Origin of the sequence: Kangiella sp. (assembly GCF_014762745.1) — a bacterium.
In the GTDB taxonomy this organism is placed as follows: domain Bacteria; phylum Pseudomonadota; class Gammaproteobacteria; order Enterobacterales; family Kangiellaceae; genus Kangiella.
Genome location: NZ_JABURJ010000073.1, coordinates 1 through 22,873 on the forward strand (window position 1 = coordinate 1; position 22,873 = coordinate 22,873).

Below are 22,873 nucleotides of genomic sequence, written 5' to 3' on the forward strand. Positions count from 1 at the left end.
CCTCCTAGACTAAGTGTCTGACTTCCTGCTGTTCAAAATACTCTAGGTCGTTTGACTTTTGAAGTGTTTCTTAGTCAATAATAAAGGGATTAAAAACAAAACTAAAACAGACCCGTTTAGATACAGATGCGCAAAAACATTATTGGCAATAGAGAAGGCGGTATCTAACACTGCCCAGACTAGAGTCGCGGAAACCAACAACCACCAGTCTTTGTTTGTTTGAGTTTCAAATGCTTTTCCAATCGCATAGAAAAATAACAACCCCCAGCTGGCGACGGTTGGGCCAAAGACACCAATCAAAAATCTTAGCGATTCAGGGCTGCTGTCAGGGAAGGCGTTTTGTAGGTGGGTAAAGTAGGGCGTAGCACGCGATGTATAAACCATGATGGGTAACAGTAAGCCGCCAATGATATGAATAATAGCCAAGGTCTGAAGCCAGCGCTTTGAAAATTTAGGGCTCATCATAAAAATCGATCCATAATCTCTTTGCTAGGTAACATGCAGTAATTGTGTTTGCCAAAAAGCTTGTAGCGGTTGAGGGCAATTCGGTCGTAACACCAGTCGCGAAACCGCACAGGAAAAATCCGCAAAACCCTAAGCCAAGGCCAAGGCTTTTTGAGCTGTTTAATAATCTCGAAAAAAGCTTCTGAGCGAAAAAGGGCTTCATCACCTACGAGCAAAACCATAGTTTCAAAATTATCGGTGTCCAGCCCATAAGCTGATAATAATTCCTGTCCTTTGGGCGACTGAACCGAACAGAACTTAAAAACTGCATCAGGATCACGCTTGATCACAAACGGCACCCATGCAGAGCAAAGCTTGCATTCACCGTCGAAGAGTATTGTTGGGTTCATTTACAAATACTCTAATTCAATGATTATTTGTTTGGGCCATAAAACGATCAACAGTAGCGTATATTCGTTCTTCTCGCGCTTTCCAATTTGGCCCATCAATAACTACAAACTGTTGCCCTAAGCGCTCAAATTGCCTTTTTAAGAAGTTAAACATTGGTAGTCTAAACTGTTCCCCATACCGAGTTCCATCATCCACCCAAGGTACATCAGGCGATAGAAGCAAATATAGGTCAGATAGTCTTTCGAGGTTATAGCTCTCCCAGCTAACATCACCCATCAATGCATTTTCCCATGCCATTGTCTGAATGACATCCGTATCTTCTACTAGAAGCGGGCCGGCATGTGGTGCTAAGGCTTCACGCATAGCAATGTGTGTATTTGATAGAGTTTGGAAGTCTTGTTGACTCCAGTCTTTACCTTGCTTCAGGGTAGAGTCAAAAATTCTGCCATACTCAGTCATTAAGTTGCTGAAATATCCTGTTGGATTGTAGCGGTTAGCGAGTTTTTCTGAAAAAGTAGACTTTCCAGTACTTTCTGGACCAAGAAATGTAACACGTTTTTGAAAATATGGTCTTACAGCTGGGGGAATATGGTTCCAACAATTACCAGGACTGTTTCGAATCATAGTAGCTGAAATATCAATAGATGTTCTACCAAGCTGTACAGGTGCTGCTTCAAGTTCTTTAGCTAGTCGTATAACGTAGTCTTCACCACCAAAAACCTTATCGAACGTTCCAAATCTATTTATGGCATTTTTCCAAATATCCCAAAAGTTTGGATCATCTTCTGGTAGTTGAGGCATGTCTTCATGAAGCTCTTGAACAACGACATTCTCATTAACACTTTCTTTAACCCACTGGGCACGCAATATTCCGTCAATAGGTTCATGTTCGGTTGAGCAAACTAATACTGTTAGTTCATCTACTAATTTGGATGCAGTTTCAATAATGAATAAATGCCCATTATGAATCGGCATGAACTTACCAAGATATAATCCTCTAGTCACTTATGGTTTTTCTCCATTGGAATAGGCCTATAATCGCAAGTACAAGAAATATAGAATACAAAACAGCTGTGGGGTAAAGACCTTTTACAGTAAATAACCCTATTGCAAGCAAGTCGACAGTAATCCACAAATACCAACTTTCTATGTTTCTTCTCATCAAAAGTATTTGAGCTGTTACACTAAATGCGGCAATGGCGCCATCCCAAATTGGGTGTGTGGCATCAGTGTATTGCTGCATTACAATACTAAGAATAAACCATAAAATCATTGTCATTAAGATTGCCATAAGAAATCGTTGTTTTTTTATAGGCAAAACAACTACCTTTCCATCAGGTGCTTTATGCTTAATCCAGTTATACAAGCCATAAATTTGGGTGATAAAGAAAAATACTTGGAGCAAAGAGTCACTATAAAGTTGGTAGTCAAAGAAAATCTTTGCGTAAAGCACTACCATAATAAATCCAAAGAAGAAATTCCAAAGTGATCTTCTGATTATTAGATAAACATTAAGAAGACCACAAATGACTGCAACATATTCAATGATGCTGTTACCCAACATTTGCTTTATAAATTCCACAAATTAACCCTTCTAAGATATATGACCATTTATTTTCGTCTCATTATTAATGCAGAGTTTTAAGCTAGTAGACTCGGTCAGTGTTAGTGCAGCAAAGGTACTCTCGATAGCTGTAATCAAGGGATATTTAATCATAGTCCTTATTGCACTATTACTCCATCTTCACACAGTTGAGGAGTAAGTAGATAAAGTAACTCTTCGACTTCATTAATCACTTGATTCGCCAAGCCTTTATCAGGAAACTCTGCGCGATGTATCACATTGTTACGTGGGTTTAATATAAGTGATTTATAGTCTTTATCAGGTAGATTTATTCCAAGTAGACTGGCTAACTCAAAACGTCCCCCAAGCATTCGAAATTTTTGTAACAGCTTTTCTCCGAAGGATATTCCCTGAGCATTAAATTCTTCTTTGATGCGCATTGTTAGGCATACTTCCAATGCAGAAGCCGCCTCTATTATTGCTTTCCTATAATCTTCTCTTTTTCTTGCACCATATGATTCGAGCAGCATTCGATACTGTAAACCAGGTTGGAGAAACTGTGATGCTAGTTTTGCCGCGTTTTCATATTGATCAAAGTGTAACGACATATCATCACTACTCATCTCAACTGAGATATAAGTTGATGAATTATTAGAAACTGGTTCGAACTTGGCCCCCTCGCAGAATATAAGTTCAAGATTACCCGGCATATCATTACTAAATACAATATTTCTTGTGCCTTGCTTGGTGATAAGTTTTACATAGTCTTCGAATATCCGTAGCCATTCTCCGGAGGAGTTATAAATCTTCTGAGTACTGGCGTCGTAATTATCTAACTCTAAAGAAAACTCCAACAAAGCCAGTTCAACGGAGGCAGTTACTTCTGGATAAGAAACAGGTTTCCCCCAATATAAAAGCTCATCACCTCGTTTCCAGGTTCTTGCTGGCTCAGGGCCTAATAAGGGCTTATTCAAAGGGTGGGCTTCATTTTCACCAAATTCTGGAAGTGAAGGGAGGGTGAGTTTTCCTTTTATTCCGGCAAATGAAATACTTGTTGTTTTCCCCAATGAATCGGCAGCACAGTATAATGATTCTGTAAACTCTAATACTCCTAGCACTTTACGCATAGACATTACCTATTGAGGCCCGGCACATTTGTATACAAATTTGTTGATAAGACTCTATTATCATTGGTCTTTCATTACAACTAACAATATTCTTTCATGACATGGGTGTAGTCTAATCTATAACCCCAGTCGCGTCATTTACCACAGACACTTCCTTCGGGCTCCCGCCTCCGCAGGAATGACAAGATTATGAAATGTTCTTAGACACAACACTTATCCACAGCTTATCCTCAAGTCATCCAAAGGTTTATTGTATTGCTGTTGAAGGCATAAGAGTTAAAATGGCTTACGTGGTAAACTCTTGTGGTTTATGAATGGGTTCGTGTTCAGCTTTTTGAATGCGGCCGAAACTTATTGTTAACGCTAGAACCTTAAAATGCTTACAGCCAATCAATCAGATAATAAAATCAAAGACTTAAAAGTTCCTCCGCATTCTATCGAGGCCGAGCAGTCGGTACTTGGTGGTGTCATGCTGGATAATGAGGTGTGGGAGATGGTGTCTGAGATGCTGCTTGCCACGGACTTTTATGTAAAGAACCATCGCGAGATTTTCAAGGCGATGGAAGAGCTGGCCAATATGGCCAAGCCGATGGATGTGATTACTTTGTCGGAGCACCTTGAGCATAAGGGTGAGTCGGATATTGGGCTGGCGTTTCTGGGTGATTTGGCACAAAACACGCCAAGTACCGCTAACATTCGTGCTTATGCTGAGATCGTTCGTGAAAAGGCGATTATGCGCCAGTTGATTTCGGCATCGAATGAAATTGCGGATGCCAGTTTCAATCCCAAGGGGCGCAGCCTGGCGGAGTTGATGGATATGGCGGAGCGCAAGGTCTTTGCCATTTCGCAGGCGCGTGAAGCCAGCGGCGAAGGTCCGAGTAAGGTTGAAGACATCCTGAAAAGCACCATTCAGCGCATCGAAACCATTCAGAAAAACAAGGGGGGCATTACCGGTCTGGCAACGGGCTTCACCGACCTGGATAAGATGACATCCGGTTTGCAGGCGGGTGATCTGGTGATTGTGGCGGCGCGTCCGTCGATGGGTAAAACCACATTTGCCATGAACATTGTGGAGAATGTGGCGCTCAATCAGGACAAGCCGGTTCTAGTGTTCAGTCTTGAGATGCCGAGCGAGTCGATCATCATGCGTTCGATTTCCTCATTGGGTCGTTTGGAACAGAACAAGATCCGTTCGGGACAGATTCAGACCAGCGAAGACTGGGACAAATTCAATAGCGGCGTATTGCAGCTGAAAAACCATACCAAATTATTAATTGACGATGCGGGCGGTCTGTCGCCAGCGGAGATGCGTTCTCGTTCACGTCGTGTCGCGCGCGAGTACGGAAGTGTGGGTCTGATCATGGTCGATTACTTGCAGTTGATGCAGGTGCCGGGCATGAGCGACAACCGTACGCTGGAGGTCAGTGAGATTTCCCGATCATTAAAAGCGCTGGCCAAAGAGCTGGAAGTTCCGGTGATTGCATTGTCACAGCTTAACCGTTCCTTGGAGCAACGTAGCGACCGTCGTCCGGTGATGTCGGATTTGCGTGAATCGGGTGCGATTGAGCAGGATGCGGATTTGATTCTATTCATTTACCGCGACGAGGTGTATCACCCTGAAACGGAACGCAAAGGCATTGCCGAAATCAAAATTGGTAAGCAGCGTAACGGTCCCATCGGTAGCGTTGAACTTAGCTTCCAGGGCCAGTTCTGTCGATTTGATAACCTCGCGCATCAAGATTACGATGCGCAAGGCTATTAATAGCGAGTGACTTTATGCGCTCAACTAAAGCAGTAATTGATCTGGCGGCTCTGCGCCACAATCTCAGAACGATTAAATCCATTGCCAGCGGCAGCCGTGTCATGGCGGTGGTCAAGGCCAATGCTTATGGGCATGGTCTGGTACAGATTGCTAAAGCACTGACCAACGATGCGGATATGTTCGCGGTGGCGACGGTGCAGGAAGCGCTTTCTTTGCGCAAAGCTGAAATCAAAACTCCTATCTTGTTACTCGAAGGCATATTCAATGCTAAAGATTTGGAGCTGGTCGTTGAACACGATCTCGAAGTGGTGCTCCATCATTGGCCACAAATTGAAGCGTTACAAAATTTCAATACCGATAAGCAGATTAAAGTCTGGGTCAAACTGGATTCAGGCATGCATCGGTTAGGTTTTGCATTGCAGGATCTGGCGCTAATTGAATCAACCTTATCTAACATTAGCTGTCTGGCCAATCCTATTCGACTGATGTCGCACTTCGCGTCGGCGGATGATCCGGAGGATGATTTCTCGACCACTCAGTTGGAAGCGTTCGATCAGGCAACCAAACACATCACGACCGAAAAATCTATGGCCAACTCGGCTGGTATTCTGACGCAAAAAGACTCGCATTATGATTGGGTGCGACCTGGCCTCTTGCTATACGGTTGCTCGCCTTTAATTGGCAGCGAAGCGTCTGAGTATGATTTAAAGCCGGTGATGTCATTAGAGTCACAGGTGCTGGCGATAAAGCCCATCAAAAAAGGCGAGTCTACCGGCTATGGCCGTCATTGGTTTGCTGATCATGATACTAATTTAGGCTTTGTGGCGATTGGTTATGGTGATGGCTATCCAAGACATGCAAAAAATGGTACGCCGGTCTGGGTTAATGGTCGCACGGTGCCATTGGTTGGCCGAGTGTCCATGGATATGCTGGCGGTAGATTTAGGGCCAGACTGTCAGGATGTTGTCGGTGACAGGGTAGTATTGTGGGGCAAAGAATTACCTGCCGAGCGCGTAGCTCCCCATGCCGACACCATTCCCTATACTTTATTCTGTGGCGTGACCAAGCGAGTCAGGTTCTATTACAAAGACAAATCCAACGAGATGTGACATGAGTTTTTCTGAAACACTTACTGTCAAAACTAATGGGCAAAGTCTGCATGAATTTACTCGTGAGCTGGAGGCGGTGGTCAGAAAGGCTGACAAGACTATAGGTATCTGTCATATCTTCGTACGCCACACTTCCTGTAGTCTTATTATTCAGGAAAATGCAGACCCCAGCGCCAAGCGCGATCTTGAGAGTTGGCTCAATCGCCTAGTACCTGAAAATGATCCTCTTTATACCCATATTTATGAAGGCGCAGATGATATGCCTGCGCATATTAAGGCAGCACTGACTGCTACGACTTTGAGTATCCCGATTGTGGATGGAAGGTTAGCGCTTGGAACCTGGCAGGGTACTTATCTTTGGGAACACAGACACGGTAGTCATAATCGTCAGCTGGTTATCCATATCAGCGATTAAATTCATTTATACATAGTAGTGATTCTTTATGAAACCGATTGTTTTCTTCCGTAAATTCCATAAATGGCTTGGCTTGATTATTGGTATTCAGGTGTTGTTCTGGGCGGCCGGTGGCTTTGTCATGACCTTCTTCGATATCGAAAAAGTGCGCGGTGAGCATACCACGGCGCAACCCGCAGCATTTACCCTGAATGGCGATGTTGCTATCACTGCCAATCAGGCGTTGCAGCGGATTGATTTTGAGCCAGAAAGTATGACCTTAAAAGGCTTGCTTGGAAAACCTGTATGGATTGCTCAGGCTGAGGATAGGCAGGCAATCGTTGATGCAACTACTGGAGCGAAATTGTCGCCGCTGGATGAAACGCTGGCCCGTCAAGTTGCTCTTGCTGATTTTAGTGGAGAAGGTGAGTTAGCTGAGCTTAAACTGCTTACAGAAGAGCTGGGCGAGGTGCGAGGTAAAGGCTTGCCCATTTGGCAAGCCCAGTTTAACGATAGTGATAATACCCGAGTCTATATCTCGCCAGACAGTGGGGAAGTGGTTGCCAGACGCAATGATACCTGGCGTGTATTCGACTTCTTCTGGATGCTGCACATCATGGATTATAAAAACCGTACCGATTTCAATCACCCGTTAGTGGTGTTTGCTGCATTCTTAGCGCTGTTTATGTCCTTGAGCGGTCTCTATCTCGTTATCAAGATGGTATTCCTGAAACCGAAGAGGGTGCGTGCGGTCAAAGCGTAGCGCTATGGCAAAACTGAGTAAAAACGGCAAAATCATCATTGCCATACTGGTAGGGGTTTTGATGATATTTTGGCTAATTAAGCTATTGATATTTAATTACTTGTTATAGGCTTATATCTGGTTACAACTTTTAATAGTTCGTTGACCCGAAAATGACTTGTCTATTGGAGTATAATCCCAATATATTAGTCAGTAGTCCTTGCTCGACTTGAGCTTGTTTAATCTAACGGAGAGACAGATGTTAAGAATTGGTTTATTCCTATTAACCAACTTTGCGATTTTGCTATTGGCCGGTGTGGTACTGAACCTACTGGGCTTCAACGGCATCATGGAAGCCAATGGCGTTGATCTAAATCTGACCGCGCTATTAATCTTCTGTGGTATTTTTGGTTTTGGTGGTTCTATCTTTTCCCTGCTTATTTCAAAGTGGATGGCCAAGCGCTCGATGCATGTGCAAATCATTGAGAGTCCCCGCAATGAAACTGAACAATGGCTGGTGAACACAGTTGCAGACTTAGCACGTGATGCCAATGTTGGTATGCCTGAAGTCGGTATTTTCCCATCGCCTCAGTCGAACGCCTTCGCAACCGGCTGGAACAAGAATAAAGCACTGGTTGCCGTCAGTCAGGGCTTATTGCAGCGCATGAATCGTGATGAAGTTCGTGCCGTATTGGCGCACGAAATCGGCCACGTAGCGAATGGCGACATGATTACTCTGACCCTGATTCAGGGCGTGGTGAATACCTTCGTACTTTTCTTCTCGCGTGTGATTGGTCACTTTGTTGACCGCGTGATTCTCAAGAACGAGCGTGGTTATGGTATTGGTTACTTTATCTCGGTGATGGTCACACAAATCGTATTGACCATTCTGGCCAGTATCGTGGTTATGTGGTTCTCGCGCCGACGTGAGTTCCGTGCCGATGAAGCTGGTGCGCAACTGGCTGGTACAGGCGCCATGATTTCCGCGCTTGAGAAGTTGAAAGTTGAGTACGATATGCCTTCTGACATGGGCGAGACTTTTACCGCTTTCGGTTTGAAGAATGGTCGTACAGGTTCGTTCCAGGAGAAGTTTGGTAGCCTGTTCTTGTCGCACCCTCCGCTGGATCAGCGTATTGAAGCTTTGCGGAATCGTTTTTAAGTTATATTCTCAATTCATGTCATTCACCACGGGCACTTCCTATGGTCGCCCGCGAAAGCGGGAATCCATGCTCTTTATTAATACCATTCCTGTCATTTGCTTTTCGCCCTCTCGGCGAGACCCTTTTCTTTACTTGTCTAAAGAAAAGGGTCCAAAAGAAAGGACACCCCGTGATTGAGGTTTCACTTTGTGAAACTTCCTTCGTATCCGCCAAGTCACTTTACGCACCGTAAAATACGTTCCATCCCTGGCCCGAATTTTACTATTCAAAACGTCCTGTTTTGAATTGCTATGTCTTGGCTACTACTCAGCTCAATCAAAGGGGAAATTGGAGCAAGCTTATAAATGAATTGCTAATCGTAAAATTTTAACAAAACATCTTATTGTAAAAGCTCAAATCAACGATACATATCCAATAAGTAATTCACTCGGCTGATCTGGTTATTGGTGCTCTTGATCTCTTTATCAATATCATCCAGCTCAAGGCTCAGGCGTTCTTTTTCTTTCTCGTCTTCGATTCGGCGAATGGCTTGACGCAGGATTTCGTGTTCACGCATTAATTCATCCAAATGAACTTGCAGGTTTTCGTGACGAGAGAATAGACCATCTTTATAGCTTGCTGAGTATTCAGGGAAGCCTGCGATGCAGTTTTGGTTTGAGTAGTTGCCATTAACGCCATGTTGGAATCCATGATGCGGTGTGCAGAATACTTCCAGGCCTTTTTGGCGTCCCTGTTCGTATTGGTTGCGGTCAATTCTGACCCCATATTCAACGCAAGCTGACTCATGGTTAAGAATATAGTCAGAATCACGGCCATATTTGCCATCCTGATAACCGATCTGGTACCAGTTGCCCGAAGCACATTCCGTTTCGGATAGTGTGGCGCAACCACTTAGAATTACTGCGATAACGCCAATGAGTAATAATCGTATTGTCATAGTTTTTTCTCTCGCACAGCAATGCTGTACCTTCTCAAATCTAACCCCGTTTGCCTGACAAGCCCAATTTGGTAGAAATTCTGCCCCATGATTAGGGTCTTGCCGCAAAGGATCATATAATAGCGCCCCAAAGCGCAAACGCCTAATAGTAATCGAATCGTGGAAAAAGCCTTAGACCGTAAAATTTGTATCGCCCCCATGTTGGATTGGACTGACCGTCATCAGCGCCGCTTTATGCGTCTGATCACCAAGCATGCGGTGCTTTATACCGAAATGATTACTACAGGTGCCATTATTCATGGCGGAGCTGAACGTCACCTGAAATATAATCAGGAAGAGCATCCGGTTGCTGTGCAGCTCGGTGGCAGCGATCCTAAGGATTTGGCCCACTGCGCTAAAATCTGCGAAGACTATGGATATGATGAAATCAATCTGAATGTGGGCTGTCCTAGCGACCGTGTACAGAATGGTCGATTTGGTGCTTGTCTGATGGCAGAACCCGAGCTGGTCGCTGAGTGCATGTCAGCCATGGCTAATGTCGTTGATGTGCCGGTTACGGTCAAAAGCCGAATAGGAATTGATGACCTGGACTCGTATGAGCATCTGCATCATTTTATTAACACCGTTAAATCAGCCGGAGTTAAAACCTTTATTATTCATGCCCGCAAGGCATGGCTTAACGGCTTGAGTCCCAAGGAAAACCGTGAGATTCCTCCACTACGATATGACGTTGCCTATCAGGTGAAAAAAGATTTTCCTGACCTGGAGATTATCGTCAATGGTGGAATCAATACGCTGGAGCAGGCCGAAGAGCACATGCAACACGCCGATGGCGTCATGATTGGGCGTGAGGCATACCATAATCCGTATTTCCTGGCCGAAGTCGACAATCGTTTTTACGGAAAAAATAACCCCATCCCATCGCGCATTGAAATTGCCCGTGAATACATGGACTATGTACAAAGTCAGCTTGATCAGGATATTTATCTTGGCCACATGACCCGTCATATACTCGGTCTGTTTTTTGCCCAACCTAAAGGCAAATTATGGCGCCGATATCTTAGTGAAAACGCCTATAAAAAAGGTGCAGGACTTGAAGTGCTTGAAGGAGCTTTAGCAATTTATGAAGAAGATCTTGATACTGTTAGTTAGTCTGCTAGTCATTATTTCAATAGTATATTTTTGGCAACAATCAGAACCAACACCACAAAAGAAGAAAGAAGCATTTCAGGAGCCTGCACAAGAGCTTACCCAAGAAGTTGCAAGTGCCAGTGACTTAACAGTCTCGGTAGAGAAGGGTGCGGATAAAGAAGAAAAACCCGTTACAGAGAAGAAGCAGGTTACAAACATTTATCCGGCTTTCAGGGATTGCTCTGAGCAGGTCGATCAGCAATATCCTGGGATGGATATTGAATTATATAAGGTCATGTCAAAGGTATATTCCGATGGCGAAATGGCTGCCGGTATTAGTCCCTATCAAACCATGCCAACAGCGAGTTTAAAGTCTCTGGCGGAAGCCGATGACGTTGATGCCTTGTTTGTTCTTGGTACCGAAATAATGTGGTTAGCTTCAACTGGATTAACGATCAATAATCATAGTGATGTTCCAAGATTAAGTAGTGAAGAAAGAAAAGAAATAGCAAAAAATCACAAGCTTGATCTCGAGCTTTTGGAGCAGGGCGAAGACTACTTATTTCGTGCCGCCACTCTTGGAAGGTTAGGAGGTTTTGCAGAGTATGCGTCCCTTGCGAGTGCTGGAGTGAGTCGGTTAAGTGAAGATACTGATGAAAAGAAGGTGCAGAAACTTATCGCAAAAATTTTGGCCTACTCTGAACTGGCTCGCGAAGTTCACCGTGAAGATGGAATTATGCAAGAAATCATGAAAAGCCAACTGGAGTCTGTGGAGCGTAGAGCTTTTAAGCCCTTTGTTGAAAATGATGACTTCAAAGTTTTTAAGGCCAATGTTCAGGAAAGAGCTGATTACGAGTTTGAAGAGTTATTTAGGCGCTGGAAAGAGCGTCGCAATTATCATGGTTTGCCAGTTCACCCAAAATTCATCACAGGTGATTTGGTTGAATATAGCGAAGCAATGGAAGCCTGTTATAAGCTATTGAATTGATGGGTAAGGATAGTAGAGAAGGTTTGGATTGTTTTGAAAAAGACGCTAGTACTCTTGTTTGGTTTGTTTACAGCTTTCTTATTATTGTTCTGGCTGAAGGGTGAGCCTGATATTCAAACAGCTCAATTCGATCCGGCTTCTCAAGTAACTCCTCCTCAGACAACAGATGTCGCTAATACTCAAAGTGAACCAGTTGTAGAAACGGTTTCAGCTAATGATGAGGCCGTGAATTCTGAAAAAACTCAAACAAAACCTCCATCGAATGTGTGTAAAGAGCAACTCTCAGAACAATATCCGGAGCTTGATAAGCAGTTTAATCAAACGATTCAGGACTTTTACCTTAGTGAGGACGAGCTTGCAGGAGAGGGGGCGTATCAAGGAATGCCTTTTGAAACCCTGAAGGTGTTGGCCGATTCAAATGACTCCAAAGCTATGATTATTTATGGCTCTGAGAAAATTTGGTATTCGGCTTTAGGGGTGAGAATCTCAGGCCCTGACAGTCGCTATCGTAGTTCTCAGCAAACCAAAGATATTGTGAATAATCATAAAGTCGATCTTGATGGTATTAATGAAGGGGAGAGTTATCTTTATAACGCAGCTGTTTTTGGTAAGGTTGGTGCAATTTTTGAAATGACTTTGCTGCTTGATATGGCGGCGAAGCGATTAGACGCAAAGTCTGGTGACCAGGCTGTTATTCAAGAGCTGATTGCAAAAAGCTTGGCTTATGAAAAATTACAGCTTGATATTCATCAGAGTGATCCTGCTTTAAAAAGTATGTTCTTAGATTCAGTGAGTTGGAGAAATAGCATCCAGCGACTCTATGCCGATCGGGAAGACTATGCTGAGATTAGAAAACAAATAGAATCTGACGCTGAGAAGATCTATCAGGAGCTAAAAGAGCGGTGGGAACATGACCGCGAGTATTATGGATTCGAAATTTACCCCGACTATCTCAAAGGGGAGTTGGAAGAGTACGGTAACGCTTTTCTGAATTGCCATCTGCAGTAACCCCAATCAGCGCACATCTGTTAGCCAAAACGTGAACTCTGTCACTAAATTTGCAAATTTGCATTAGTTTAAGCTAAAGTAGTAACTCTCCCTGAATGTTGGAGGTTCTATGAAGTTTCTTAAATGGTTACTAATCATTATCGCGGTGCTCGCTGTGGTTCTTGTGGTGGTTGGTTTCCTCCTACCGCAAACCCGTCATGTCGAGCGTTCTATTACTGTGAATGCCACTAAAGACACAGTATTCAATCAAGTTAATAATCTCCAGAACTTTAATAATTGGTCTCCGTGGGCGGAAATTGATCCCAATGCTAGTTACACCTATACAGGCCCTTCTACCGGTGTAGGTGCCACTATGGCCTGGGATAGTCAGATGCAGGAAGTAGGTTCGGGCACCTACAAAATTATTGAAAGTAACTATCCTAACCTTGTTAAGTTCGAGATGAAGTTTGGTCAGGAACAAATGCCTGCCGAAAGCTCTTTTATTCTTGATGAAATTTCATATGAAGAGACTCGGGTAACCTGGACATTTGATGTCGATTTTGGAAATGATCTTATGGGGCGTTATGTCGGTTACTTCCTGATGGATGGAGCCGTAGGCCCTCAATATGAAAAAGGTCTGCAAAACCTCAAGCAAATTGTAGAGGGGTAGTCGATAGGTTAGACAGGTAGCCTCTGATGGAGGTTACCTGTTTGGCTTATTGCCCTTGTTCCCACTTATCATAACAATTCATGTTCTCTTCATTTTAATCTGCTACAATTTTCTTCATTCTTACTTTAAATAAACAGTAATCCTATGAAATATAAGGCTTTGCTTTGGATTTGCGCGACCTTACTACTGTTAAATGCAAATGCGGGTTTGACTGCTGAAGAGGGTGCTCAATCGGCATCTGAATCGGAGGAACAAAAAGACATTTTTGATCATTCCAAGGAAACTCTACAGGGTTTTAAGGAAGATTATGATCGTTGCATTTTGCAGGAGTTTGATAAGCGCGACAAAGATACTCCAATTTCAGAAATTCAGGCTTACTGCTCCAAGGACAGTAATTTAGCGATTTATAGACCAAGCAAGGAACTGTTGCCTGATGACAGTTTCACTGATGAGTCTGAAAATGCTTCCAGTGAAACTGCACAGGAAGACTCTGACGTCATTAAAAAGCGATTAAGATTGGAGTATCGTGCCAGCGATAATCGGTTTGCGATTCTGCCTCATAAACCTAACTATCTGTTGCCAGTAACCTTTAATCGCCGACCTAATCAGGAGAGCTTGGATGCTGTGGGTGAAAACAGAGATGTTGATAATATCGAAGTTAAGTTCCAAGTAAGTTTTAAAACGCCGATTTGGGAAGAGCCTTTCGGTGAGAATAGCGCCTTATTTTTTGCCTATACCGGACAGTCATATTGGCAGGCCTATAACTCGGATGTGTCGAGCCCGTTCCGTGAAACCAATCATGAACCGGAAGTTTATGCTACCTGGGCTACCGATTGGAAAATTGGCGGCTGGCAAATTCCTATTTTTTCAACGGGCGTTTCGCATCAGTCCAATGGTCAAAGTGGCTTGAAATCCCGTAGCTGGAATCGACTGTATGCGAGAATGGCTTTTGAAAAAGAGCGTTGGGTTGTGCTGTTTAATCCCTGGTGGCGTATTCCGGAAGAACGCAAAGATGATCCTTTGCAACCCGATGGAGATGATAACCCTGATATTGATGATTATATGGGCTACTTCGAACTTTACACCGCATACAAATGGGACGAGCAAAACTTCGGGGTTATGATTAGAAACAACCTGCGTTCTGATAATAAAGGTGCCATCCAATTGGATTGGACCTTCCCGCTAGATGATGATGGTAAGTTGCGTGGTTATGTACAGTATTTTAATGGCTACGGCGAAAGCTTGATTGATTATAACCGTCATGTAAATCGCCTTGGGGTTGGTTTTGTGCTGACGGATTGGTTGTGATTGCCTTATTTTATTCCATGCGTCATTCACCACGGGCGCTTCCTACGGTCGCCCGCGAAGGAGGGTGACCAAAGTGAATGCCCCTGGGTAAATCCATGCTCTTCTTAAGATCATTCCTCTATTTTGTTTTTCGCCCCTCGGCGAGTCCCTTTTACGGAATACATCCCTGTATTCCGCTAAAGCCAGCGTCGCTCCCCTCCGCTGTTCAAATTTGTTCCAGACAAATTTGTCTTTTTGCTAAAAGGGGCAACAAAATCGTCAGGAACTATTTTGAATAGCGAAGCTAACCCGAAGGGTGAAGTACAGGGATGTACTTCATAAAAGAAAGGACACCCCGTGATTGAGGTTTCGCTCTGCGAAATTCCCTTCGTATTCACCAATCCATTTAACGCACCGTAAAATACGTTCCATCTCCCTAAAGGGATTTCCTGCGGTCACCTGCCCGAATTTTACTATTCAAAACTTCCTGTTTTGAATTGCTATGAATTGGTTACTACTCAGCTCAATCAAAAGGGGATTTAGGGTGCGAGACTGAAAGTTTCTACCTTAACTTATAGGATGGGTTAGCTTAAAAAGCGTAACCCATCAAACAAGGTTAGATTACCCCCGCTTGTAATGATCAACGATCACCTGTGACACACAGGTGGTGAGTTTCTTGGCGAATGGAATATGCAGGAATTCATTCGGGCCGTGGGCATTGGAGTTTGGTCCAAGCACGCCGGTGATCATGAATTGTGCTTTGGGGAATTTTTCGCCGAGCATGCCCATGAAGGGGATGGTGCCGCCTTCGCCCATGTACATGGCGGGTTTGCCATAGACATTCTGCGAGCCGCGTTCCAGTGACTCTGCTAGCCACGGTGCAACATCCGGGGCATTCCAGCCGTCACCAGCCTGATCAGGTTCGAAGCTGACTTTGGCATTGCTTGGTGGGTTCTCGGTTAGAATTTTGGTTAGTGCTTCGGTTGCTTTTTCGCTGTCTGCTGTTGGTGGTAGGCGTAGCGATAATTTCAGCGAAGTAGTCGGTCGCAAGACGTTACCAGCGTTTTCAATCTCTGGCATACCAGAGGCGCCGGTGTAAGAAAGTGCGGGTCGCCAGTTACGATTGAGTAGACGCTCAAAGTTGTTTTCAGCCATCGGTTCAACGCCTTCGACGAACGGATAGGCTTCGACGATGCCATCACCCAAAACTTCAGCCACTTTTAACGTTTGCTCAAGGCGCTGATGTGGGATGTCGGCATAAAATTCTTGGGGCAACAGTCTGCCACTTTTATCATCTTCAAGACGGTTCAGAAGCTGGCGAATGATTCGGAAGGATGAAGGAACAACGCCGCTGCCCATGCCTGAGTGGATACCTTCACGCAAGACATCGACTTTTAGTGTGCCACTGGCCATGCCGCGCAAACTCATGGTGCACCAGAGTTGTTCATAGTTACCGGCACCAGAATCGAGACAGATGACCAATGATGGCTCACCGATACGATCACGCAGCTGGTCGATGTAGTAGGGCAGATCATAGCTTCCGGATTCCTCGCAGGCTTCGATAATAACCACAGTACGTGCGTGTGGAAGCCCCTGTTTTTGAATGGCCATCAAGGCAGTTAGTGATGCATAGGCTGCGTAGCCATCGTCTGCGCCGCCACGACCATATAACTTGTTATCTCGCATGACCGGAATCCATGGACCAAGACCTTCTTCCCAGCCCGACATTTCCGGCTGTTTATCCAAATGGCCATACATCAAAATAGTATCGTCACTTGGATTATTGGTACCGTCGCTGGCGGCAATTTCCATGAAAATCAGCGGTGTTCTACCGGGGATTCTGACGATCTCGAGAGTTTTGTTCGGAATATCCTGAGCTTCGCACCAGTTGGCAATTTGCTGAACTGCCTTCTCCATGTAGCCGTGCTCGTCCCATTTCGGATCAAAATGTGGGGATTTGTTAGGAATTTTAATGTATTCAATTAACTCTGGGACTATTTCATCGTCCCATTTCTTATCGATAAACTCTTGTGCCTTCTGGGTATCCATAAAAATCTCTTAGTGTTTGTTGGGTCTATTCACAATTATTTTACATAAGTTTCGGTTAAACTGTAGACCGCGAATGTAAACAAATGTGGGGAAAGACTATGTTTAAAAGAACATTAACAACGTTATCCGTGACGGCGGCGAGTTTGGTGCTGGCCTTCAGTGGACAGGCTTATGCTCACGCGGATAGTGGCCCAGAAGTAGAAATCAAAGCACAGAAATTAACGGATGGTATTTATGTCCTTTTTGGTCAGGGTGGCAATATTGGCCTGTCAGTGGGTGACGATGGCGTCTATATGATCGATGATCAGTACGGCCAGCTGAGCGACAAAATTAAAGCTGCCATTGCTGAAATTACCGACCAGCCGGTAAGCTATCTGATCAATACTCATTGGCATGGTGACCATGTAGGCGGCAATGAAAACTTTGCCAAAAGCGGCACTGTAATCGTGGCGCATGATAATGTCAGACAGCGCATGAGTGCTGGCCTAGAAATGTCTTCATTGGGTCGAAAAGTAGAACCATCACCGGAAGGTGCGCTGCCGGTAATTACTTTTGATAAAGAGTTAAGTCTGCATCTGAATGGCGATGAAATGCGCGTGTATCACGTAGCCAATGCACACACTGATGGCGACTCCATTATTTATTTCGCAAAAGATAATGTGTTGCACATGGGGGACAGCTATTTCAATATTGGTTATCCCTTTATTGATGTCAGCAGCGGCGGCACTGTCGATGGTTATATCGCAGCCGTTGAAAAAGGCCTGTCGTTAGCCAATGACGAGACCCAAATCATTCCTGGCCACGGCCCAATGTCGAATAAAAAAGAGCTGTCTGAATTTGTAGCCATGCTCAAAGACCTGCGCAACTCTATTGCCAAGTTGAAAGACCAAGGCATGAGCTTGGAAGAAGTGTTAGCCGAAAAGCCAAGCGCAAAATACGATGAAGAGAATGGTAAAAACTTTATCAAGCCCGCTCAGATTGTTACCTTTATTTATCAGACGTTATAACCTACTTTTAGAGTTAAAAAAGGCGGTCTTAGAACCGCCTTTTTTTATTTAGCATAGATTTATCAAACAACCGTAAACGCCAGTTTCAATCGATTCAGCACTTCTGCCTGAACAAGCTGTCCCTTCTGAATGGGGCCAACACCTTCCGGCGTTCCGGTAAATATAAGATCGCCCGGCTGTAGCGAAATGTGTTTAGACAGTTCGCTGATAATTTCTGGAATCGACCAGATCATGTCGCTGATATCAGCTGATTGCTTGATGTCGTTATCAACGGATAGGGATATCTTGCCAGAAGTCACTAACCCCAATTCTTCTTTTAGGATTATTGAGCTGATGGGTGCGGATTGATCAAACCCTTTTGCCAGGTCCCATGGACGGCCTTTGCTTTTGGCTTCAGCTTGCAGGTCGCGCTTGGTCAGGTCAATTCCCAGTGCATAACCTAAAATACACTTTTCTGCCTGTTCTACTGAAACCGATTCTGCAGGTTCACCAATTGCTACAACCAGCTCAACCTCGTGGTGCAAATCATTGGTCATTCTCGGATAAGCGAGTCTTTTAGGGTTAACGACGATGGCATCAGCAGGTTTGCTGAAGAAAAAAGGCGCTTCTCGTTCATCATGGCCCATTTCGCGGGCATGGGCAGCATAGTTTCTGCCAACACAATAAATTCGTCTGACCGGGAACTGGCTTTCATAAATCGGCTCTGAGCCAGTGGAGAAGCCTTCATCGCTGTCGGAGTCAATGACATTGATAACGGGTATCATTGGAATAGGGGCGGGATCGATAATGCTCTTCATAAGTTGGTCATAGAGTTAATATGAGTTTGTCAGTACAATACCCGTATCACTTCAATATTTCCAATGAAAGCCTGATTATGAACCCATTAAAGACATTAACTGTTTTTTTATTGATTGCTGTCAGCTTTTTGGCAAGCTGTGCACCAAAGCCTGATATTGAAATTGAAGATCCCTGGCTACGACTGATGCCGGAGGGCGTTAGCAGCACAGCAGGTTTTATGTCCATAAAAAACAATACTGGGGCGCCTATTGTGTTAGAAGATGTGTCGCTGGACTGGGCAAACCACGCCATGATGCATGAATCCAAAGTAGTCGATGGTATGGCCAAGATGGAACACCTGGATGAACTTGTTATTGATAATGAACTGGTTTTCCAGCCAGGCGCAAAGCACATCATGATAATGGGTGTTAAAGAGCCTTTGGTCGAAGGGAAGAGCTATAATATCCGTTTACATTTTAAGGACAGGGAGCCTATTGAGGTTGCCTTTAAAGTTCGTCAAGCTAAATAGAAACACAGCTTAATTTAAGCTAATTATAGGGATACGCGACGCATGAGTGAATCTGATATTGAATTTGATGCAGTAAGCGGCAACGGAAGAAGCCGTAAGAAGTGGACGGCCATTTTGGCTACTTTGCTGGTCTTAGTGGTGCTGATGTTGGTTTTCATCTTTGTCTGGAGTTCTGACCCAGATCCGGTGGATGTAGACGCTATTCAGAAAACTTATGTTGGCGACATTCCGCGCGGCTATGTGACGGTCGAAACTACAGCACAGATTGTTGAGAAACTGCTGGATAAAAGCGGAGGCTTTTTGAGTAACGATATCACGCCGCCCAGTATCTTTATGGACAATATGCCGGCATTTGAATTTGGTGCCCTGGTACAGATTCGTGATATGGCTCAGGTGTTGCGTAATGACATGAGCCGTTCTCAGTCACAATCCTTGGAAGATGAGGCGCTAAAATTTGCAGAGCCGGCTTTTAACATTGACCATAGAAAATGGATGTTTCCTCGTGCTGAGCGTGAATATCGTAAAGGTGTGAAGTTGTTAAGAGAGTATCGTGACCGCCTGGCTGATCCGCAGGACTCCAATACTCAGTTTTATGCGCGTTCAGACAATCTTCGTAAGTGGTTAGAGATTGTCAGCAAACGTCTTGGCGGTTTGTCGCAACGACTAAGTGCCAGCGTTGGCCGTTCAAGAATTAACACTGACTTGTCGAATGATGCTGCTGCCGAGCAATCGACGCCAACCAGCCAGATCGTAACCGTAAAGACACCATGGATGGAGATTGATGATGTATTCTGGGAAGCGCGTGGCGCAACCTGGGCACAGATACAGCTGTTAAAAGCTATTGAGAAAGATTTTGCCCATGTGCTTGAAGATAAAAACGCACGCACCAGCTTTCAACAAATTATTATGGAGCTGGAAGCTACTCAGGAAACCATCTGGAGTCCGATGATTCTTAATGGTGATGAGTTTGGTTTCTTCTCCAATCATTCTTTGGTGATGTCTTCGTATATTTCACGCGCCAACGCTGCAACGATTGATTTAATTGATTTATTAAAAGGTGGTTAGCCATAGCTTTTATTTATATTTTATAGTTCAAAGCTATTAGTTTTATAAAGATAATCAATTTTATTAATTAAGACCAATTTTGCATAATAACTCCTGAGACAAGCCGATACTGACTGTTTCAGGAGTTTGCCCTCCTAACACTCTTGAAATATGTCTCTTCGCTAAGATTTACCCCCTGTAGTAAGTGAAGTCACTCTCTGACTCCTCTCTATGTAGGGAGATCTCATTAGAGAGCATGACATCCCCCTTTAGGCCCTTCCCCAAGGGCCTTTTTTTATTCTTACTTTATGTATACATAACTAGTGCAAATAGACTGATAAAAGCAACGACTTGCACCAAATACCCCATTAAAAGGTAGCCGAAGTATCCAAAATTATAGTGTAAATTGGAAGGTGACCGAAGGAAATCCCTTTAGGGAACAGCCCAATTTAGCAAATTCGAAACACGGATGTTTCGTGGTGACTGCAAGGAATGCCCGTGGTACGGCACGTTAAGTGATTTTGGATAGTGAGGGAAGCGCGAAGCGCCTAACTTTTAGGGCGAGTTTTTTGGTTCGTTTTTTGCTCGTAAAAACGACCAAAGGAAGCCCCTTTAGGGGACATGAACGTGGAAAATACCTTAGCTATCACGCTGATTTAATGGACTATAACTAACGATTGGTTACACTGACGTAGGGTTTGTCCCCTTGGGTAAACCGATCCTGCGCTTAGAGAAAAGCGACTATTAATATCATTCTAAATAGTGCAAAAAAATTAAAGGACTGTCACTAAACCCTTTTGCTAGACTGAGCATCTAAAAGTAAAACACAGCGATAATCAGAACCTTGCAAGCACAGCCCAAACAACAACAGGATGTAGATAATGAAACCCAGCTGGTGGCCTTGGCCAAGCAGGGTGATATGCAGGCGTTTGAAAGTCTGTATCGGTTGTTCAGTAACAAGATTTACTTGCTGTGTTTACGGATGACTGGTCGCCCGACATTGGCCGAAGAGCATATGCAGGATGCATTTATCAAGGCATGGCAGGCGTTGGAGAATTTTGAAGGTCATAGCAAATTTAGCACCTGGGTGTATCGGATTGCGGTTAATGTAGTGCTGAATGAGCAGCGTAAGAATCAGATCGAGATTTACGCCGACCAGGATTGGCAGCAGGCGTTTGAAGATGAGCTTTCGGCAACGCATCATCCGCTGCAGATAGATCTGGAAAAGGCGATTGTTAAGTTGCCAGCCCAGGCTAAAAATGTGTTGTTACTGCATGATATTGTAGGCATGACCCATGAAGAAATCGGCGATACCTTAGGTATTGCCAGTGGTACCTGCAAAGCGCATCTGAGCCGAGCACGAGTATTACTTAAAGAGCAGTTAGAACGATAACTGGCTATGACTGAACTGGTGAATTAATAGGAAATGGTATGACAGATAAGCAATTAACAGAGCAAGAGACCAAAGCGCTAGTTGAGCGCTTGCAGCAGTTGCCTGATGCCATTGAAGCGCCCGATCGTTGGCAGCAGATTAAAGCCAGTCTTGAGCCACGAGACACAGCACAATCAGCAAGCAGCGATAATGAGCAGCAGGCAACGATAAGGCACAGAAAGTTCTGGCAGCCGATGGCCGCTGCCGCGGTGTTAGTTCTTGCCGTGACTTTCTATACCATTTCACCCTGGCAACAGAGCACCATTGATAGTCCACAAGTGGCAAGTCATGGCGTATCAAGCCAAGGACACCCATCAAGTTTCGATATGACGGTAGCCAGTTTGCAACTAGCCAATAGCCAATACTATGCCAAGTTAGGCTATCAGTTAGACCAGTCACAGGCAGGCCTCGATCCTTCGGTTCGTCAATCCCTGAAAGATCTACGAAACGCGCAACAGCAATATGCCGTTGCACTTGAGCAACAACCGAATGACTTACAGCTACAGCAGCAATTAATTGAGATGTACCAGAAAGAAAGACATCTTCTGCAAAAAATTATTACTTGATGGTTCTGTTTTGCTAAGTTTTTTAATAGAACAGTATTTTAAATTATTCTTATAATAGTGAGTTTCGCCACTCGGCGAGTTACTTTTCTTGCGTGGTCAAGAAAAGTAACCAAAAGAAGACCACCCGTATATTGAGGCCACGCTTCGCGTGACTGCCTGCGCCACTCCCAAAATACTTAACGCACCAGAATTTACATCACATCCCTGTGCTGAAAATTCTTATCAAAATCATCCACGATTTTGATTGCTATATTTTGTACGTGTCTTAGCTCAATATAAAGGGGTTATTGGTGCTACATTCAACCAATCGGTATTCTCTGGGCCACTAAGTTGTATTTTAAATAAGGTTGTTGCCGAGTGGTTCCAGAAATAAAAAAGCCTGCTATAAGCAGGCTTTTTTATTAAGAGCAGGGAATATAGCTTATTAACTATTCTTATAAGCTTCCATACTTTCGAGGATTTCTTGCTTGGCTGCTTCTGCACCTTCCCAGCCTGCAATTTTTACCCATTTGCCTGGCTCAAGATCTTTGTAGTGTTCGAAGAAGTGTTCGATCTGATTGCGAAGCAATTCTGGCAATTCTTCAATTTCATGAATACCTTGATACATTGAGCTTAGTTTGCCAGTTGGAATGGCGATAACTTTGGCGTCTTCGCCTGATTCGTCGGTCATTTTCAATACGCCAATCGGGCGGCAAGGAATGACACAGCCAGGAAGTAATGGGAAAGGTGTTGGAACCAATACGTCTACTGGGTCGC

24 protein-coding genes are annotated in these 22,873 nt (G+C 44.2%); 15 read left to right on the forward strand and 9 right to left on the reverse strand.

Annotation, left to right across the window (positions count from 1 at the left end; translation table 11 throughout):
* Positions 1–42: 42 nt before the first annotated feature.
* The 5 genes from HUJ19_RS05275 to HUJ19_RS05295 form a co-directional block, all read right to left on the reverse strand.
* Positions 43–465, reverse strand: coding sequence for a hypothetical protein (locus HUJ19_RS05275; protein ID WP_290622658.1), 423 nt, complete (start codon positions 463–465; stop codon positions 43–45).
* Positions 462–854: a thiol-disulfide oxidoreductase DCC family protein gene (locus tag HUJ19_RS05280; RefSeq protein WP_290622659.1), complete on the reverse strand. Its 393-nt coding sequence runs from the start codon at positions 852–854 to the stop codon at positions 462–464. Before HUJ19_RS05280 ends, HUJ19_RS05275 begins: the two co-directional genes overlap by 4 nt.
* A 16-nt stretch (positions 855–870) precedes the next feature.
* Positions 871–1,860 carry an AAA family ATPase gene (locus tag HUJ19_RS05285; protein WP_290622660.1) on the reverse strand — a complete coding sequence of 330 codons (990 nt, stop codon included), beginning with the start codon at positions 1,858–1,860 and terminating at the stop codon, positions 871–873.
* A complete protein-coding gene (gene pnuC, locus HUJ19_RS05290; RefSeq protein WP_290622661.1) occupies positions 1,853–2,437 on the reverse strand; it encodes a nicotinamide riboside transporter PnuC in 585 nt (194 codons plus the stop codon). The genes HUJ19_RS05285 and pnuC overlap by 8 nt, the downstream gene beginning before the upstream one ends.
* Before the next feature lie 140 nt (positions 2,438–2,577).
* Positions 2,578–3,546: a hypothetical protein gene (locus tag HUJ19_RS05295; RefSeq protein WP_290622662.1), complete on the reverse strand. Its 969-nt coding sequence runs from the start codon at positions 3,544–3,546 to the stop codon at positions 2,578–2,580.
* Positions 3,547–3,922: 376 nt separating this feature from the next.
* Between HUJ19_RS05295 and dnaB the strand changes: the two genes are divergently transcribed.
* The 5 genes from dnaB to htpX all read left to right on the forward strand — a co-directional run bounded on the left by dnaB (position 3,923) and on the right by htpX (position 8,712).
* The gene (dnaB, locus tag HUJ19_RS05300; RefSeq protein ID WP_290622663.1) at positions 3,923–5,308 is read left to right on the forward strand and encodes a replicative DNA helicase; all 1,386 of its coding nucleotides are present in this window, start codon (positions 3,923–3,925) and stop codon (positions 5,306–5,308) included.
* Between the two features lie 14 nt (positions 5,309–5,322).
* Positions 5,323–6,417: an alanine racemase gene (alr, locus tag HUJ19_RS05305; protein WP_290622664.1), complete on the forward strand. Its 1,095-nt coding sequence runs from the start codon at positions 5,323–5,325 to the stop codon at positions 6,415–6,417.
* A 1-nt stretch (position 6,418) separates the two neighbouring features.
* Positions 6,419–6,832, forward strand: a complete 414-nt coding sequence (locus tag HUJ19_RS05310; protein ID WP_290622665.1) for a secondary thiamine-phosphate synthase enzyme YjbQ — start codon at positions 6,419–6,421, stop codon at positions 6,830–6,832.
* A gap of 28 nt (positions 6,833–6,860) precedes the next feature.
* Positions 6,861–7,574, forward strand: a complete 714-nt coding sequence (locus HUJ19_RS05315) for a PepSY domain-containing protein (RefSeq protein ID WP_290622666.1) — start codon at positions 6,861–6,863, stop codon at positions 7,572–7,574.
* Positions 7,575–7,812: 238 nt separating this feature from the next.
* Positions 7,813–8,712, forward strand: a complete 900-nt coding sequence (gene htpX, locus HUJ19_RS05320) for a protease HtpX (RefSeq protein ID WP_290622667.1) — start codon at positions 7,813–7,815, stop codon at positions 8,710–8,712.
* A 398-nt stretch (positions 8,713–9,110) separates the two neighbouring features.
* Here the strand turns inward: htpX and HUJ19_RS05325 are convergent, their stop codons facing one another.
* The gene (locus HUJ19_RS05325; protein ID WP_290622668.1) at positions 9,111–9,650 is read right to left on the reverse strand and encodes a DUF2799 domain-containing protein; all 540 of its coding nucleotides are present in this window, start codon (positions 9,648–9,650) and stop codon (positions 9,111–9,113) included.
* Positions 9,651–9,848: 198 nt separating this feature from the next.
* On the opposite strand from HUJ19_RS05325, the gene dusA reads away from it, so the two are divergent.
* The 5 genes from dusA to HUJ19_RS05350 all read left to right on the forward strand — a co-directional run bounded on the left by dusA (position 9,849) and on the right by HUJ19_RS05350 (position 14,734).
* Positions 9,849–10,802, forward strand: coding sequence for a tRNA dihydrouridine(20/20a) synthase DusA (dusA, locus tag HUJ19_RS05330; protein WP_367273971.1), 954 nt, complete (start codon positions 9,849–9,851; stop codon positions 10,800–10,802).
* A complete protein-coding gene (locus HUJ19_RS05335) occupies positions 10,774–11,769 on the forward strand; it encodes a hypothetical protein (protein ID WP_290622670.1) in 996 nt (331 codons plus the stop codon). The genes dusA and HUJ19_RS05335 overlap by 29 nt, the downstream gene beginning before the upstream one ends.
* Positions 11,770–11,802: 33 nt before the next feature.
* Positions 11,803–12,777, forward strand: a complete 975-nt coding sequence (locus HUJ19_RS05340) for a hypothetical protein (protein WP_290622671.1) — start codon at positions 11,803–11,805, stop codon at positions 12,775–12,777.
* A gap of 109 nt (positions 12,778–12,886) precedes the next feature.
* On the forward strand, positions 12,887–13,426 hold the full coding sequence (locus HUJ19_RS05345; protein ID WP_290622672.1) for an SRPBCC family protein: 540 nt from the start codon (positions 12,887–12,889) through the stop codon (positions 13,424–13,426).
* Positions 13,427–13,570: 144 nt separating this feature from the next.
* The gene (locus HUJ19_RS05350) at positions 13,571–14,734 is read left to right on the forward strand and encodes a phospholipase A (protein WP_290622673.1); all 1,164 of its coding nucleotides are present in this window, start codon (positions 13,571–13,573) and stop codon (positions 14,732–14,734) included.
* Between the two features lie 600 nt (positions 14,735–15,334).
* On the opposite strand, the gene HUJ19_RS05355 is transcribed toward HUJ19_RS05350, so the two are convergent.
* Positions 15,335–16,762, reverse strand: a complete 1,428-nt coding sequence (locus HUJ19_RS05355) for a M20 family metallopeptidase (protein WP_290622674.1) — start codon at positions 16,760–16,762, stop codon at positions 15,335–15,337.
* Between the two features lie 98 nt (positions 16,763–16,860).
* Between HUJ19_RS05355 and HUJ19_RS05360 the strand changes: the two genes are divergently transcribed.
* The gene (locus tag HUJ19_RS05360) at positions 16,861–17,769 is read left to right on the forward strand and encodes an MBL fold metallo-hydrolase (protein ID WP_290622675.1); all 909 of its coding nucleotides are present in this window, start codon (positions 16,861–16,863) and stop codon (positions 17,767–17,769) included.
* Positions 17,770–17,831: 62 nt separating this feature from the next.
* Here HUJ19_RS05360 and HUJ19_RS05365 read toward each other — a convergent pair whose 3' ends face one another.
* Positions 17,832–18,566, reverse strand: coding sequence for a fumarylacetoacetate hydrolase family protein (locus HUJ19_RS05365; protein WP_290622676.1), 735 nt, complete (start codon positions 18,564–18,566; stop codon positions 17,832–17,834).
* Between the two features lie 20 nt (positions 18,567–18,586).
* On the opposite strand from HUJ19_RS05365, the gene HUJ19_RS05370 reads away from it, so the two are divergent.
* The 4 genes from HUJ19_RS05370 (at position 18,587) to HUJ19_RS05385 (ending at position 22,117) form a co-directional block, all read left to right on the forward strand.
* A complete protein-coding gene (locus HUJ19_RS05370; protein ID WP_290622677.1) occupies positions 18,587–19,075 on the forward strand; it encodes a copper chaperone PCu(A)C in 489 nt (162 codons plus the stop codon).
* A gap of 42 nt (positions 19,076–19,117) precedes the next feature.
* Positions 19,118–20,140: a DUF2333 family protein gene (locus tag HUJ19_RS05375; RefSeq protein ID WP_290622678.1), complete on the forward strand. Its 1,023-nt coding sequence runs from the start codon at positions 19,118–19,120 to the stop codon at positions 20,138–20,140.
* An 823-nt stretch (positions 20,141–20,963) separates the two neighbouring features.
* Positions 20,964–21,512 (forward strand): RNA polymerase sigma factor, encoded by a 549-nt coding sequence (locus HUJ19_RS05380; protein WP_290622679.1) that lies wholly within the window; start codon positions 20,964–20,966, stop codon positions 21,510–21,512.
* 38 nt (positions 21,513–21,550) lie between these two features.
* Complete coding sequence (locus tag HUJ19_RS05385; protein WP_290622680.1) at positions 21,551–22,117, forward strand: hypothetical protein; 567 nt, start codon at positions 21,551–21,553, stop codon at positions 22,115–22,117.
* Positions 22,118–22,541: 424 nt separating this feature from the next.
* Here HUJ19_RS05385 and HUJ19_RS05390 read toward each other — a convergent pair.
* The coding region (locus tag HUJ19_RS05390; RefSeq protein ID WP_290622681.1) for an inorganic diphosphatase at positions 22,542–22,873 on the reverse strand (332 nt) is incomplete at its 5' end.